11 protein-coding genes are annotated in these 14,842 nt (G+C 68.2%); 8 read left to right on the forward strand and 3 right to left on the reverse strand.

Translation table 11 applies throughout. The features are described 5' to 3' along the window. Nucleotides 1-248: 248 nt before the first annotated feature. From QA861_RS02300 to QA861_RS02315, 4 genes are all read left to right on the forward strand, one after another. Nucleotides 249-1,583: an ABC transporter substrate-binding protein gene (locus QA861_RS02300; protein WP_334586483.1), complete on the forward strand. Its 1,335-nt coding sequence runs from the start codon at nucleotides 249-251 to the stop codon at nucleotides 1,581-1,583. Between the two features lie 116 nt (nucleotides 1,584-1,699). Continuing rightward, a complete protein-coding gene (locus QA861_RS02305) occupies nucleotides 1,700-2,629 on the forward strand; it encodes a carbohydrate ABC transporter permease (protein WP_334586484.1) in 930 nt (309 codons plus the stop codon). Nucleotides 2,630-2,847: 218 nt separating this feature from the next. Further along, entirely contained in the window at nucleotides 2,848-3,633 is a 786-nt protein-coding gene (locus QA861_RS02310; RefSeq protein WP_334586485.1) for a carbohydrate ABC transporter permease, read from the forward strand. A 100-nt stretch (nucleotides 3,634-3,733) separates the two neighbouring features. Then, nucleotides 3,734-6,202 carry a CBM35 domain-containing protein gene (locus QA861_RS02315; protein WP_334586486.1) on the forward strand — a complete coding sequence of 823 codons (2,469 nt, stop codon included), beginning with the start codon at nucleotides 3,734-3,736 and terminating at the stop codon, nucleotides 6,200-6,202. An 81-nt stretch (nucleotides 6,203-6,283) separates the two neighbouring features. On the opposite strand, the gene QA861_RS02320 is transcribed toward QA861_RS02315, so the two are convergent. From QA861_RS02320 to QA861_RS02330, 3 genes are all read right to left on the reverse strand, one after another. Further along, on the reverse strand, nucleotides 6,284-6,586 hold the full coding sequence (locus QA861_RS02320; RefSeq protein WP_334586487.1) for a putative quinol monooxygenase: 303 nt from the start codon (nucleotides 6,584-6,586) through the stop codon (nucleotides 6,284-6,286). 47 nt (nucleotides 6,587-6,633) lie between these two features. After that, nucleotides 6,634-9,162 (reverse strand): GH32 C-terminal domain-containing protein, encoded by a 2,529-nt coding sequence (locus tag QA861_RS02325; protein ID WP_334586488.1) that lies wholly within the window; start codon nucleotides 9,160-9,162, stop codon nucleotides 6,634-6,636. A gap of 213 nt (nucleotides 9,163-9,375) precedes the next feature. Then, nucleotides 9,376-10,341, reverse strand: a complete 966-nt coding sequence (locus tag QA861_RS02330; protein WP_334586489.1) for a carbohydrate kinase family protein — start codon at nucleotides 10,339-10,341, stop codon at nucleotides 9,376-9,378. A 212-nt stretch (nucleotides 10,342-10,553) separates the two neighbouring features. Here QA861_RS02330 and QA861_RS02335 point away from each other — a divergent pair, with 212 nt between their 5' ends. From QA861_RS02335 to QA861_RS02350, 4 genes are all read left to right on the forward strand, one after another. Next, nucleotides 10,554-11,570, forward strand: coding sequence for a sugar ABC transporter substrate-binding protein (locus tag QA861_RS02335; RefSeq protein ID WP_334586490.1), 1,017 nt, complete (start codon nucleotides 10,554-10,556; stop codon nucleotides 11,568-11,570). Nucleotides 11,571-11,737: 167 nt separating this feature from the next. Then, nucleotides 11,738-12,733 (forward strand): ABC transporter permease, encoded by a 996-nt coding sequence (locus tag QA861_RS02340; RefSeq protein ID WP_334586491.1) that lies wholly within the window; start codon nucleotides 11,738-11,740, stop codon nucleotides 12,731-12,733. Next, on the forward strand, nucleotides 12,730-13,566 hold the full coding sequence (locus QA861_RS02345) for an ATP-binding cassette domain-containing protein (protein ID WP_334586493.1): 837 nt from the start codon (nucleotides 12,730-12,732) through the stop codon (nucleotides 13,564-13,566). The genes QA861_RS02340 and QA861_RS02345 overlap by 4 nt, the downstream gene beginning before the upstream one ends. A 76-nt stretch (nucleotides 13,567-13,642) precedes the next feature. Beyond that, nucleotides 13,643-14,674, forward strand: a complete 1,032-nt coding sequence (locus QA861_RS02350; RefSeq protein WP_334586494.1) for a LacI family DNA-binding transcriptional regulator — start codon at nucleotides 13,643-13,645, stop codon at nucleotides 14,672-14,674. Nucleotides 14,675-14,842 lie beyond the last annotated feature (168 nt).

Here is a 14,842-nt window from a genome sequence, read left to right on the forward strand (position 1 = left end):
CGCCTCACCGCCCCTCATACGCCCCCGCCTCACCCTCCCGTCGTTTCCTCCACCCCACCTCAGCGCCCCTCACACGCCTCACCCGCACCCACCCCACCCCGCACACGCGTCGCCCATCGCACCCCTCCCGTCGTATCCCTCTCCTCCGCCTCACCCACTTGCTTCGCCCGAGCCTCCCGCCCACACCTCCTCAGCCCGACCGCTTCACGATCCGCCGCCTGTCTGAGCCCGTTCGCGAAAGGCACGTCATGACGAGAAGAGCCCTCCCCGCACTGGCGTTCATATGCGCCGCAGCCCTGTCCGTGACCGCGTGCAGTGACCCCACCGCAGGCGACTCAGGTTCCTCCGCCGACTCGGGCGCGGGGCAGACGAAGGTCGACCCGACCGCCCGCCTCGACGGCGTGAAACTGACCATGTGGACCGCGCAGAACACCCTCAACGCGCCCAAGCAGGTCATCGACGCGTTCGAGAAGGCCACCGGAGCCAAGGTGGAGACGCAAGCCGTCCCCGACCTGTACGAGCAGAACGTGCCGACGAAGCTCGCGTCCGGCGACAAGCCCGACCTGATGTTCTGGCAGCCGTCCATCTCCACGCTGCCCTTCATCCAGCCGAAGCAGAACCTCCTCACCCTCGACGGTGAGGAGTGGGTGTCGAAGCTGGGCGACACCGAGAGGTCGCTCGGCGTGATCGACGGCAAGCGGTACGCGGCGATCGTCACCAGCCCCGCCATGCTCGGCGTCTACTACAACAAGGACGTCTTCAAGAAGGCCGGGCTGAGCGAGGCCGACTTCCCCAAGTCGTACGACCAGTTGCTGGCCCTCGGCAAAACCATCACGGACAAGACCGACGCGGCCGGCTTCTACGAGGCCGGCGGCGACAAGTGGCCGCTGCAGTGGCAGATGCAGGTCCAGCTCACCGACCTCGACAAGCAGTGGTGGGCCGACCTCAACCAGAACAAGGTGAAGTGGACCGACCCGGTCGTCGTCGGCGCCATCAAGAAGTACAAGGAGAAGCTGCTCGACGCCGGGCTCGCGCAGAAGAACTACAAGACCGGCACCTTCACCGGGCAGGCCGACTCCCTCTGGAAGGGTGAGTCGGGCATGGTCCTCAACGTCACCTCGTTCCAGAGCCAGTTGCAGGCCAAGTACTCCACGGCCGAGATCGACAAGAAGATCGGCTGGTTCCCGGTCGCCAACTCCTCCGCCACCGGCCTGTACTCGCCGGACCAGACCAACGGCGTCGTCGCTTTCAAGACCGGTGACGAGAAGCGGCAGAACGCCTCCCGGCAGTTCCTGGCCTTCTGGCTCGGCCCGGACTACGCCGACTACATCAAGACGATGAAGATCCCCTCGGTCGAGCCGTCCGTGCCGACCCCCGCCGGCCTCCCCGAAGCGTCGATGGCGCAGGTCAAGGCGCTCCCCACGGCCATCGGCGTCTTCCAGGCCAAGGCGATCGTCGCGCCCGACACGCACCTCTACCTCGCCGACATGCTCTACGGCAAGAAGAGTCCCCAGCAGGTCGCGCAGGCGATCGAGGACCAGTTCGCGCAGGTGGCCAAGGCCCAGGCAGCGCCCGGCTTCTAGAACGGTGACCGAACCGGTTTCCGGACCGGCTTCTGAACCCGATTCCAGACCGGCTTCTCAACCGGCTTTCAGACCGGCATGTGGATCGACCGACCCGACCGGCAAGGATTTCTCCGATGGCGGACACGGCCATACGCACACGCACACAGAAACCGGCGCCCGCCAAGGGCCGGGCGGGAAAGGTGGGACGGCTGCCCCGTGCCGCCGTCCATCACCCCTGGTGGTTCGCCCTCCCCGCGATCGTCGTCTTCGCGGCCTTCTTCCTCGTGCCGAACCTGCTCAACTTCTACTACCCGTTCACCAACTGGTCCTCGTACCACCCGGACATCGCCTTCACCGGCCTCGACAACTTCACGACCATCGCCCATGACGGCTCCCTGCTGCGGGCGATCCGCACGACCCTGCTCTACGCCCTGCTGGCGGCGGTCTTCCAGAACGGCTTCGGGCTGGCTCTGGCGCTGCTGCTGGAGGCGGACAGCCGGTTCAACCGGTTCTTCCGCGCCGTCTTCTTCCTGCCCGTGCTCATCTCCGCACTCGCCACCGGCTATGTCTTCCAGTCCCTGTTCAACCAGGACGGCGCCGTCAACGGCCTGCTCGGTACGGACATTCCGTGGCTCGGCTCGACGACCTGGACGCTGGTCCTGGTCACCGTCATCCACGGCTGGAAGTGGATGGGCCTGTCCATGCTGATCTATCTCGCCGGCCTCAAGGGCATCCCCGGCGAGATGCTGGAGGCCGCGAAGTGCGACGGCGCGGGTCCCTGGCGGACCTTCTGGTCAGTGCGCTGGCCGATGCTGGCGCCCGCCCTGACCTTCAACGTCACCACAGCGCTGATCGGCTCGATGAACACCTTCGACATCGTGCAGGCCACGACGGGCGGCGGACCCGCGGGCTCCACGGAGGTCTTCAACATCTACATGTTCCGCGTATTCGGGCAAGGACTGTACGCCCAAGCCTCCACGATGAGTTTGGTGCTCTTCCTCATCGTGGTGGCCTTGGCGATTCCGCTTGTCTTCGGCTTGCGTCGAAGGGAGCAACTTCTTTGAACCCTCCTCCTCGCGGGCGAGGAGGATTCCTGGCTCACACTGCTCGGTCACTCAACGAGCGACCGAGACTCACACGATCAACACCAGTCGGGTTGGAACCAGCCCGGTTCCCCGATAGAAGGGAGGTTGGTGTGCTGGCTTGGTTCTCGCGCAACACGTCGGTAAGCGTACCAACTGTCGGGTCACGTCTGTGGCGCATTGGTCGCCCCACCCTGACCGTGGTCATCGCCGTCCTCGCCGTCGGCGTGCCGCTGTGGCTGGTCGCCGTCACCTCCGCCAAGCCGCAGGCCGACGCGATCATCCCGAACCTGGATCTGCCTCGGCACTGGCAGCCGGGCAGCAACTACGAAGAGGCCGTCAGCCAGGGCGAGATGCTGCACGGCTTCCTCAACTCCATTCTGGTCGTGGTGCCTTCGGTCGCCCTCGTCCTCGTCCTGGGGGCCGGCGCCGCCTGGGTCTTCGCCCGCCGCAAGTCGAGGCTGGTCTCGGCGGCGTACGCGATCTGCATCAGCGGACTGCTGTTGCCGCCCGCCGTCATCACCATCGTCATGGAGCTGCGGCAGCTGGGACTCGCGGGCACCCGGCCCGGGATGATCGCTGTCTACACCGGGATGTATCTGTCCACGTCGATCTTCTTCATGACCGGCTTCATCCGGGCCATCCCGGTGGAGCTGGAGGAGGCGGCGCGGATGGACGGCGCGTCGCCGCTGCGGATCTTCCGGCAGATCATCCTGCCGCTGCTCAGGCCGGTCATCGCCACCGCGACGATCATGGTGATGCTCTACGCCTGGAGCGACATCTTCTACGCCTTCTTCGTCCTCGGCGGCGGAGAGAAGGCGACCCTGCCGCTCAACCTCTACAAGGTCGCCAGCGCCCAGCTGTACCTCAACAACTGGCATCTCGTCTTCGCGTACGTCGTGGTGATGAGCCTGCCCATGGTGGCCATCTTTTTGGTGGCCCAGCGAAAGATCGTGTCCGGAATCACCAGTGGAGCCGTCAAATGACCGGAGGTCCCTCAGCGTGAGCACCCGCACCCCCACGCGAGCCCGCACGAAATCCCGTACCGCAACTGTCCTTGCCACAGCCGTACTTGGAGCAGCCGCCATGGCAGGCACCCTCCCCGCCGCAGGACCCGCGGCCGCAGCCGACCCGCAGCGCGTGACCGTCGACCTCGGCGCGTCCGAAGGCCCGGTGACGCTCGGCGCCAACGGCACCCTGTACGGGCTCAGCGACGACGGCGTGCCCAGCGACGCCATGCTGGCCCCCCTGAAGATCACCAGCATCTCGCAGAAGCCGGAGGGCGGCGCCCAGCACCCCAACGGCGACGCTCTCACGGTCTCCAGGTCGTTCTTCCGCAACGGCGGCGGCGAGATCAACGTGATGATGCAGGACATCTACGCGAAGTGGCCGTACGAGGATCTCGGCATCGAGGACTACCTCCCCAAGGTCGACAAGATCGTCAAGGAGGTGTCGGCCGACCCGAACAGCGAGCGCTTCGTCTACATCCCGTTCAACGAGCCGGACCAGATCTGGTACAACCTCGGCACGTCGAACCAGGCGCAGTACGAGGTCAACCGAGACCGGTTCTTCAAGGACTGGAAGACGGTGTACGAGCGCATCCGCGCGATCGACCCGGACGCCAGGATCGCAGGCCCGAACGAGTCCGGCTACCACTCGCGGCTGCTGACCGACTTCCTCGCCTTCGCCAAGCGGGAGAACGTTCTGCCCCAGGTTCTGACCTGGCACGAGTTGGACTCCAGCTCCCTGAAGAACTTCCAGGGGAACTACGACAACTACCGCTCGATCGAGCGCCGACTCGGCATAGCGCCCCTGAAGATCAACATTGATGAGTACGCCAACCGCCGCGACCTGTCCGTGCCGGGCCAACTCGCCCAGTGGGTCTCGATGTTCGAGCGCAACAAGGTGTACGCCAACCAGGCCTACTGGGACGCGGCCGGTAACCTCGACGGCAATGTCGTACGCAGCAACATCCCCAACGGCGGCTGGTGGTTCTTTCGTTGGTACGCGGGACTGACCGGCGACACGGTCAAGGTGACCCCGCCGCAGGCCGACACCGTCGACACCCTCCAGGGGCTGGCCTCGTACGACAAGAAGCGCCGCCAGGCGCAGGTCCTGCTCGGCGGCTCGGCCGGTGACGCCGACGTCGTCGTGCGCGACGTCTCCCGGTCCGCCTTCGGGCGTACGGTCACCGCGACCGTCGCCGAGGCCGCCTGGTCCGGCTACGAGGGGCAGCACGCGACGCCCCGCGTCCTCGCCCGTACGAAGGTGAAGGTCGCGGCCGACGGTACGGTGACCGTCCCGCTGCGCGGCCTGCACAAGATGTCCGCATACCGGATCGTCCTCACCCCCGGCGGCTCCGGCACCCCGTCCGCCGCGACCGTCCCCTGGTCGGCGTCGTACGAGGCCGAGGATGCGGCCATCACCGACGGCCAGGTCTACACACAGGGCACGGTCAGCAACGCCAACGGCTACGCGGCCTCCGGGACCAAGGACGTCGGCTCGCTCAACGCGGCCACCAGCAAGGTCGACTTCACTGTGGACGTGCCCGCCGCCGGGACCTACGACCTGGCGATCCTGTACGGCAACCAGTCCGGGACACCGGCCACGCAGAAGCTCATCGTCGACGGCCGGGCCCCAATCACGGTCTCCTATCCCTCCACCGAGAACTGGACCTACCGCGCCAAGCAGGACGTCACCGTCGACCTCCCGGCCGGCAGGCACGTGCTGACGCTGGCGAAGGGCGACGCCGAGGTCACCCTCGACCGCGTCGACCTGACCGCCCGTACCTCCGCCGTCCCCTCGGCGTCGTACGAGGCCACGCTCGCCGACATCAGTGGCCGGCCGTCCTACGACTACTCGTCGTCGGCCGGGGTCGGCACGGGTTCCCTCGTCCTGCGCTCCGGTGACAAGGCGATCTTCGACGCCTATGCGCCGCGCGACGGCTACTACTCGGTGGTGTCGCGGGCCTCGGCGCCGGTGCGGCTGGAGTTGCACGGCCAGAAGGTGACGGCGGTACCCGGCAAGGCTCTGCGGCTGTACCTGGTGGCGGGCAACAACCGCGTCGCGCTGACGGCGAAGGCCGCCTCCGTCCGTTCCCTGGACGTCTCGGGCAACGGCTCGACCGCCGGCACCCTCTCCTACGAGGGCGCCTCGGCCACCCTGGCGGGCGGCGCCAAGCTCGTCGACTCCGCCTACGCGTCCGCCGGTTCCTACATCGGCTGGCTCGGCAACAGCGCTGCCAGCACCGCCGAGTTCACGGTGCAGGCGCCCAAGTCCGGCCGCTACATGCTGGTCATCAGCTACGCGCACAACGAGCGGCGCGACAACGGCCACTCGTACAACACGGACATCATGTCCCGTACGGCGGACCTCACGGTGGGGACGAGCGCCCCCCGGACGGTCACCTTCAAGAACACCTGGAGCTGGGACGACTACTGGACGCTGGGTGTCCCCGTCGACCTGAAGGCGGGCTCCAACAAGCTGACGTTCGGGAACGCGAGCGCGTGGGCCCCGAACATCGACCGGATCGAACTGGGCCGGGTCATCGGCTAGCCGGCCGACTCCGTCACAGCGCCGGGCGGCATCTCCACGGAGATGCGGCCCGGTTTCGCGTCGGGGCGGCCGGCGCGGCGGTCAGAGATGCGTGGCCAGCGGGTTCAGGAACGTCAGCACGGAGGCGTCCTCCTCGATCAGCGGGACGAGGGCGGCGTTGAAAGGGCCGCCGTACGGGGCGTTCACATGCGCCTGGAAGGCGTCCTCGTCCCGGTACACCTCGAAGATCCAGAAGGCGCGTGGGGCGGATGCCCTGGTGTAGATGTCGAAGGCGAGGTTGCCTTCTTCCTCGCGGACCTTCAGGGCGTAGTCCCCGATCATGCGGGCGACCTCGTCCTGGGCTCCTTCGCGGGCGGTGAACTCGGCGAGCAGGGTTTTCTTCACGGTGTCGTGTCCTTGTGTGATGGCTGTTGCGGCGGATGGCCGTTGCGTCAGCCGTGGGTGGAGTCGAGGTGCCAGACGGTGGCCTTGTCCAGCGTCACCGAGCCGTTCTCGGCGAACACCTGCACTCCCTGGCTGGCGGGGTCGGGGAAGATCTGGTCGGTGATCACCGCTTCGCCGCTGCCCCCGAAGACCTCGACGGATGACCAGTCGACGAGGATCCGCAGTGTGATCTTGCCGTTCGCCGCCTTCAGAGGCGCGGTCTGGATGCCGGGGAATGTGCTGTTGAAGTCCACGGCGCCGGAGTGGGTGCGGTCGACGTAGAGTTCCTGGGTCGTGGTGTCGTAGCCGATGACGGTTTCCTCGCCCGCGGTGCCGGTGCGCACCTTGAGTCCGAAGCGTTCGGCGTCCTTGAGGGAGAAGGTGGCCTCGATGTCGAGTGCCTTGCCGTCTGCGGCGGGACCGATCAGCGCCTTCGACGTGTTCGTCACGATGCCGGCGGTCGCGGTCGCCGGGGAGGGCTGCCGCAGGGACTTCACGCTGTCCACCGGCTCGCTGGTGAGCCGTACACGGCCGTCGATCGTGCGCAGCGCCATCCGGCGCGGGATGCTCTGTGCTCCGCGCCAGGGAGAGGTGGGGATGGCGCCGGCGTAGTCCCAGTTGCTCATCCAGCCGATCATGTACCGCCCGCCGTCCGGGGCGTTCTCCCAGGAAACGGCCGCGTAGTAGTCCTTGCCGTAGTCGGCCCAGTCGGCGCGCTGCACGACGGACTTCGCGGGCGCGTCGGCGGTGGTGAACCGGTCGGCGAGGATGTGACCCCAGCCGCCGGTGTTCATGTCGACGAGCTGGATCCGCGCCCGCTTGCCGGCATAGGGGCGCATGTCGAAGGAGGCCCAGTCCAGCATCTCGCTGTCGGAGCCGGTCGCGCTGCGGACGACCTGGCCGTCGACGACCAGGTTGACGGAGGTCTCCTGGGCGCCGGGCTGGGCCCGGGTGTCGGACAGTACGATCTGGTCGGCGTTGATGTGGCCCCAGCCGCCCGTGTTGCCGTCGACCACCCTGATCTGCGCCTTCTTGCCGGCGAGGTCGCTGACGTCCCAGGAGGCCGTCTCGAGTGCCTCGGCGTCCTTCCCGGTGGCGCTGCGGACGACCTGGCCGTCGACGAGGAGTTCGAGGGCGGTGGGGTTGGCCGAGCCGGCGGGGTGGTTGCCGCCGCCGATGAGGAAGTTGACGTACCGCTTGTCGATGGTGAACTCGGGCGAGGTGAGGGTGCCGGTGCCGGCGTCGCCGTTCAGGAAGGTGTTGACCAGGCCGCCGCCCTGGAAACCCGAGACCTGCTGCTGGCCGGGGAGGGCGCCGGTGGCCGGTGCCGGGCCGAAGGCGTCGCCGGTCGTCGTCCAGCCGCCGTAGGTGCCGCCCTCGAAGTCGGCGAGGACCTTTCCGGGCTGGTGCGGGTGCCGGCCGCCGCCGATCTTGAAGTTCAGGTAGGGGCTGTCGACGGTGAAGGAGGGCGAGCTGAGGGTGCCGGTGGTGGCGTCCCCGGAGTGGAAGCTGTTGGCGAGGCCCTTGCCGTCGAAGCCGGCGACGGTCTGCTGCCCGTCGAGCGTCCCGGCTGCCGGCGCCGCGCCGAAGGCTGTGCCCGTGGCCGTCCACGAACCGAAGTCGGTGCCCTCGAAGTCCTGCACGACGGTCCCGGCGGGCGGGGTGTAGGCGCCGTTGTCCTCGGCGGTGAACTTCGTGCCGTCGAAGTCGCCGACGAAGTACTGGGCGGCCGAACCGCCCGCGATGCCACCGGGGTTGATGTTCACGACCAGGACCCACTTGATGTTGTTCGCGTTCCCGTCGACGGCCAGCGGGAACAGATCGGGGCACTCCCACACACCACCCGTCGCACCGGCCGGTCCGAACTCGCTGAGCTGCGTCCAGTCCTTGAGGTTCTTGGACGAGTAGAACCGCACCTTGTGCTCGGCGGACATCGACACCGTCATCAGCCAGCTCTTCGTCGGCGCGTACCACTGGACCTTGGGATCGCGGAAGTCCTTGGAGCCGATGTCGATGACGGGATTGCCCTGGTACTTGGTCCAGGTGCGGCCGCGGTCGCTGCTGTAGGCGAGCGACTGTGACTGGATGCCGGTGGATATGTTGTGGCTGGTGTAGATCGCCACCATGGGCGGGTTCTCCGTGGTGCCGAAACCCGTGGTGTTGTTCTCGTCCACGACGGCGCTGCCGGAGAAGACCATCTCCTTGTCGTCGTGCGACAGGGCGAGCGGCAGCTGCTGCCAGTGGACGAGGTCGGTGCTCACCGCGTGGCCCCAGGACATGTCGCCCCATGAGTTGCCGTTCGGGTTGTACTGGTAGAAGAGGTGGTATTCGCCCTGGTAGTACACGAGGCCGTTGGGGTCGTTCATCCAGTTCTTCTCGGGTGTGAAGTGGAACTGGGGCCGGTAGGTCTCGGAGTACGGCGGGGGGTCGGCGGCCACGGCCTGGGGGGCGAGCAGGGCGGCGGTCAAGGCGCAGACGGCCGCCGCCGCAGCGGTCGTCCGCACGCGGGCATGCCGGGATACGCGTCCAGAGCTCATGGTCTCTCCTGTGCTGCGGCCGTCCACGCAGCACAGCCTGCGGCGGGCGGTCCGAAATGTGACGCCCTGGCTCGCGATGTCGTCCACACCGCCGACCAGAGGTGTCAACGATGACTTGTGTCAACGCTGACATCGAGTGGCCCGATGATGAACGTCGACCGGCCGACGCGTCAACTGTTCGGGCGGCATTGCCCGGCGCGGCCCGTCTGCCGGTCAGACACGATCGACTGTCGCGAGCTGTACCAACTGGTCGTGCCACGGCGGATTCGGGCCGGCGACCGAGCAGGTCAGGGCCGCGACCCCGGCGGCGAAGCGGCAGGCCTCCGCGACCTCGTCGAGACGGAGGCCGGCCAGTCGGCCACCGAGGAGTTCGCGGGCGCCGAGGTGATGCAGCAGCCCTGCGGTGAAGGAGTCCCCCGCACCGACCGTGTCGACGACCCGCGTGGTGATCGCGGGCACCCGCACCCGTTCGCCGTCGAGCGAGGCCAGGGCGCCACCGGCGCCGAGTGTGATCACCACGAGCCGCACTCCCGCCGCATGCCACGTGTCGCACGCCTCCTCGGGCGCGGTGCCCGGCAGGAGGAGTTCCAGGTCGTCCTCGCTCAGGCGCAGGATGTCGGCGAGAGCGCACCAGTGCGCCAGCCGGGCGCGGTAGACGTCGGGGTGCACGAGCAGCGGCCTGACGTTGGGGTCGATGCTGATGGTGGCCTGGGGAGCCGCTGCCGCCAGGAACTCCTCCACCACCGCCCCGCCGGGCTCACTGACCAGGGCCAGCGATCCGGTGTGGACACAGGCCGATTCGGACAGATCCACCCTTGCCAGTTCCGCCGCGGCCCACTGCCAGTCGGCGGTGTTCTGCGCGTGGAACGAGTACGTGGCCTGCCCGGTGGCGTCCAGCTCGGCCACGGCCAGTGTGCTGGGTTCGGCGGCCGCGACGGCGTACGACAGGTCGACGCCCGACGCCTCCAGGTGGGCCCGGAACAGGCGGCCGAACACGTCACCGGACAGGCGCGCCAGGAAGCGGGCCGGGGTGCCGAGCCGGGCCAGGGCGACCGCCGTGTTCGCGGGGCCGCCGCCCGGCAGCACCCGCAGAGCGAGTTCGTTCGAGGGGCTTGCCGTCGGTTCGGTGAAGGCGTCCGCGACGCACTCTCCCAGAACAGTTATCTGACGCGGACTCATGGGCTGCTCACTCTCGTCCTGACCGGCGGGCGGAGGCGACGACTACGGGCGTTGCCGATTTGTGACAGGTGGAAGGCATTGACGTTGCCGGGATCCGGAGTCCATCATCCTCGCCAGGCAGTGTCAACGATGACATAAGTCAACGATGACACCTCGGACGGCATGCGCTGATCCCAACCCCAGTGCCGCCCGCTATCTCACAGGAGTCGATCATGTCTCGCACCACTCGCCTGTCCTCGTCCCTCCTCCGAGCCGCCGCGGTCACCGGCGTCGCGGCCCTGACCCTGACGGCCTGCGGATCCGGCTCCGGTTCGGGCTCGTCGAGTTCCGGCTCGGGCGAGGTCAAGGTCGGTCTGATCACCAAGACCGACACCAACCCGTTCTTCGTGAAGATGAAGGAGGGCGCGGAGAAGGCCGCCAAGGAGAGCGGCGCCCAACTGTCCACCGCTGCAGGTAAGTTCGACGGGGACAACGCCGGTCAGGTCACTGCCATCGAGAACATGGTCGCCGCCGGGGTGAAGGGCATTTTGATCACTCCGAGCGACTCCAAGGCGATCGTGCCCGCGATCGCGAAGGCCCGCGCCAAGGGCGTTCTGGTCATCGCCCTGGACACCCCGACCGAGCCGCAGAGCGCGGTCGACGCCCTCTTCGCCACCGACAACCTCAAGGCCGGTGAGCTGATCGGTGAGTACGCCAAGGCCGCGATGAAGGGCAAGACGGCGAAGATAGCCGCGCTCGACCTCGCGCCGGGCGTCTCCGTCGGCGTTCAGCGGCACGACGGCTTCCTCAAGGGCTTCGGCGCCACCGAGAAGGACGTCGCGTGCGCCCAGGACACCGGCGGTGACCAGGCCAAGGGTCAGACGGCGATGGAGAACTGTCTCCAGAAGGAGCCTGACATCAACGTCGTCTACACCATCAACGAGCCGGCGGCCCTGGGCGCGTACACCGCGCTGAAGGCCAAGGGCCGGGAGAAGGACGTGCTGATCGTCTCCGTCGACGGCGGCTGCACCGGCACCCAGGCCGTCAAGGACGGCAAGATCGCCGCGACTTCGCAGCAGTACCCGCTGAAGATGGCCGCCGAGGGCGTCAAGGCAGTGGTGACGTACGCCAAGAACGGCAAGAAGGCGTCCGGGTACACCGACACCGGCGTCACGCTGATCAGCGACAAGGCTCAGGACGGGGTCGCGTCGAAGGACACCGCCTACGGCCTGGAGAACTGCTGGGGCTGAGCGGGGCGCTCCGCTGGGGGCGCGGTGTTTGCTGCGGGCCCGGTGTGGCTGGTCGCGCAGTTCCCCGCGCCCCTGTCGGGGGCGCTGTCGCGCCACCCGACTTCGCCAGACCCCCCTCGTTCCCCCGTCCGCCGACACGGACATCTGTCTTCCGACAAGGACTTCGCATGACAGCCACGACCACGCCGTACTCCGAACTCAAAGCACCGACGACGGCGCGCAGACTGCTCACGGCGCCGACCACCGGGCCCCTGGCCGCCCTCATCCTGGCCTGCGCCTTCTTCTCCTTCTCGACCGACCAGTTCCTGACCGGCGGGAACTTCTCGCTGATCGTGCAGCAGGTCATGGTCGTGGGCACCCTCGCCATCGGGCAGACCCTGATCATCCTCACCGCGGGCATCGACCTGTCGTGCGGCGCCGTGATGGCGTTCGGCAGCATCGTGATAGCCAAGATGGCCGCCGAGGGCTCCCTGCCCCCGCTTCTCGCCATCGCCCTGGGTCTGGTGGTCTGCGGTGGGTTCGGGCTGCTCAACGGGCTGCTGGTGCAGAAGATCCCGCTGCCGCCGTTCATCGTCACCCTCGGCATGCTCAACGTGGCGTTCGCGCTGACCCACATCTACTCCGCGGAGCAGACGGTCACCAACCTGCCCGGCCCGCTGACCGCCCTCGGGGAGACCTTCCCGATGGGTCACACGGACATCACGTACGGCTCCCTCGTCACCATCGCCCTGTTCCTCCTCCTCGCCTACGCGCTGAGCAACACCGGCTGGGGCCGTCACGTCTACGCCCTGGGCAACAGCGCCGAGGCCGCCCGGCTGAACGGCATCCGTACCTCCCGCCTCACCATCGGCATCTACACCGTGGCCGGCCTGCTGTACGGCATCGCCGCGGTTCTGCTCATCTCCCGTACCGGTGTGGGCGATCCGCAGGCCGGGCAGACCGACAACCTCGACAGCATCACCGCCGTGGTCCTCGGCGGCACCAGCCTCTTCGGCGGACGCGGCTCGGTGCTGGGCACCTTCATCGGCGTCCTCATCGTCGGGGTGTTCCGCAACGGCCTGCAGCTGATGGGCGTCGCCTCCATCTACCAGACCCTGATCACCGGGGTCCTGGTGATCCTCGCGGTGACCGTCGACCAGCTCTCCCGGAAGAAGGCCCGATGACCGCCACCTCCTCCCCCACGCCCGTGCTGCAGGCCCGCGGTCTGGTCAAGCGGTACGGCCAGGTCACCGCCATCGACGGGGCCGACTTCGATCTGCTCCCCGGCGAGGTCCTCGCGGTCATCGGCGACAACGGCGCGGGCAAGACCAGCCTCATCAAGGCCCTGACCGGCGCGGTGACGCCGGACGCGGGCGAGATACGGCTGAACGGCGAACCCATCACCTTCTCCGGGCCCCAGAGCGCACGCGCCCACGGCATCGAGACGGTGTATCAGGACCTCGCGGTGGCCGCCTCGATGGACATCGCCTCGAACGTGTTCCTCGGGCGGGAGCTGCGCCGCCCGGGCGTCCTCGGCAGTGTCTTCCGCATGCTCGACAAGAAGCGGATGCGTCAGGAGGCCGCCGAGCACATGGCCGACCTGAAGATCGGTCTGCGTTCACTGACACAGTCGGTGGAGACGCTCTCGGGCGGCCAGCGGCAGGCCGTGGCGGTCGCCCGTTCCGTCGCCTGGGCCAGCAGCGTCGTCGTCATGGACGAACCCACCGCCGCCCTCGGCGTCAAGGAGTCCGGCCAGGTTCTCGACCTCATCCGCCGGGTCCGGGACAAGGGCATGCCGGTCGTTCTGATCAGCCACAACATGCCGCACGTCTTCGAGATCGCCGACCGGATCCACGTACACCGACTCGGCCGGCGCGCCGCTGTGATCAAGCCCTCCGACTACTCCATGGCCGAGGTCGTCGCCATCATGACCGGCGCACTCACCGTCGACGAGGCCGGAGATACTGTCGTAGCGGATTCGGAGGCCGCGAAGGCCGCCGGAGTCCAGGCCACCTGACAGAACAACCCCGCTCTCGCAGTTGCCGGCCGAGGCCGCGGCGGCAACCGAGAGCCCTCAGGAGACGGTTTCCTCCATGGCAGCGAACCGCCGCCCCACCCTGGCCGACGTCGCCCGCGAAGTCGGCGTCAGCGCCAAGACGGTCTCCCGAGTCCTCAACGAGGACGGGCCCGCCTCCGCGCAGACCAGGGAACAGGTACTGGCCGCAGTGGCCAAGCTCGGCTTCCAGCCGAACCTGATGGCCCGCAACATCCGCGTCGGCGGCCCCGACACCACCATCGGCCTGGTCATTCCCGACCTCGCCAACCCCTTCTTCGGAGCCGTTGCCCGTGCCATAGAGGACACCGTCCGCGAACGCGGACTGACCCTGCTCATGGGCTCCTCCGCGGACGACCCCGAGCGCGAACGCGCCCTGACGGACAAGTTCCTGGCCCGCCGGGTCAGCATCCTGATGGTCGTGCCGTCCGTCGGCGCCGATCACTCCCACCTCAAGTCGCACCGTACGGCGGGACTGCCGGTGATCTTCCTCGACCGGCCCGGAGTCGGACTCGCCACGGACAGCATCGTCAGCTCCAACCGGGCCGGAGCCCACGACGGCGTCGCCCACCTCGTCGCCCACGGTCACAGGCGGATCGGCTTCGTCGGTGACCTGCCCCTGAACCTGTACACGCGCCGTGAACGTATGGCCGGCTACCGCTCGGCACTGCAGGAAGCCGGCATCCCCCACGACCGCTCGCTCGTCACCAACGCCCATGACCAGCAGGGCGCCGAGGCGGCGACCGCCCAGCTCCTCGGTCTCGCCGATCCTCCCACCGCCCTGTTCGCCGGCAACAACATCATGGCGCTGGGCACGGTCGCCGAACTGGCCCGCAGCAAGCGCAAGGACGTCGCCGTCGTCGCCTTCGACGACGTGGCGCTCGCCGAGGCTCTGGAGCCGGCTCTGACGGTCGTCGCCCAGGACGCGGAGGAACTCGGCAGGGCGGCGGCGACCACCGCCCTGGCCCGGCTGGACGGCGACCGCACCCGCGCCCGAACCGCCACCGTCCCCACCCGTCTGATCGTCCGGGGCTCCGGCGAACTCCCTGTCCCCGTACTCCAGGAAGCGTGACCCGAGACGAACGAACCCGTTCCACCGCACCGGCGACCCCCGCAGTGGGGCCGCCGGGCTCGTCCGTCTCGGCGACGTCCATCACGTCACCGCTCACATCCACGCCGCCGCCGGGACCCAGACCCTGGCGGTCATCACCGATCTCGGGCTCCCGGAACATCTCGGTCC

Origin of the sequence: Streptomyces sp. B21-083, assembly GCF_036898825.1 — a bacterium.
GTDB lineage: Bacteria > Actinomycetota > Actinomycetes > Streptomycetales > Streptomycetaceae > Streptomyces.

What these genes read in the sequence shown, in the direction of transcription:
- QA861_RS02300 (WP_334586483.1), top strand. Translation starts at nt 249, where the DNA reads ATGACGAGAAGAGCCCTCCCCGCACTGGCGTTCATATGCGCCGCAGCC.
- QA861_RS02305 (WP_334586484.1), top strand. Translation starts at nt 1,700, where the DNA reads ATGGCGGACACGGCCATACGCACACGCACACAGAAACCGGCGCCCGCC.
- QA861_RS02315 (WP_334586486.1), top strand. Translation starts at nt 3,734, where the DNA reads ATGGCAGGCACCCTCCCCGCCGCAGGACCCGCGGCCGCAGCCGACCCG.
- QA861_RS02325 (WP_334586488.1), bottom strand. Translation starts at nt 9,162, where the DNA reads ATGAGCTCTGGACGCGTATCCCGGCATGCCCGCGTGCGGACGACCGCT.
- QA861_RS02330 (WP_334586489.1), bottom strand. Translation starts at nt 10,341, where the DNA reads ATGAGTCCGCGTCAGATAACTGTTCTGGGAGAGTGCGTCGCGGACGCC.
- QA861_RS02335 (WP_334586490.1), top strand. Translation starts at nt 10,554, where the DNA reads ATGTCTCGCACCACTCGCCTGTCCTCGTCCCTCCTCCGAGCCGCCGCG.
- QA861_RS02340 (WP_334586491.1), top strand. Translation starts at nt 11,738, where the DNA reads ATGACAGCCACGACCACGCCGTACTCCGAACTCAAAGCACCGACGACG.
- QA861_RS02345 (WP_334586493.1), top strand. Translation starts at nt 12,730, where the DNA reads ATGACCGCCACCTCCTCCCCCACGCCCGTGCTGCAGGCCCGCGGTCTG.
- QA861_RS02350 (WP_334586494.1), top strand. Translation starts at nt 13,643, where the DNA reads ATGGCAGCGAACCGCCGCCCCACCCTGGCCGACGTCGCCCGCGAAGTC.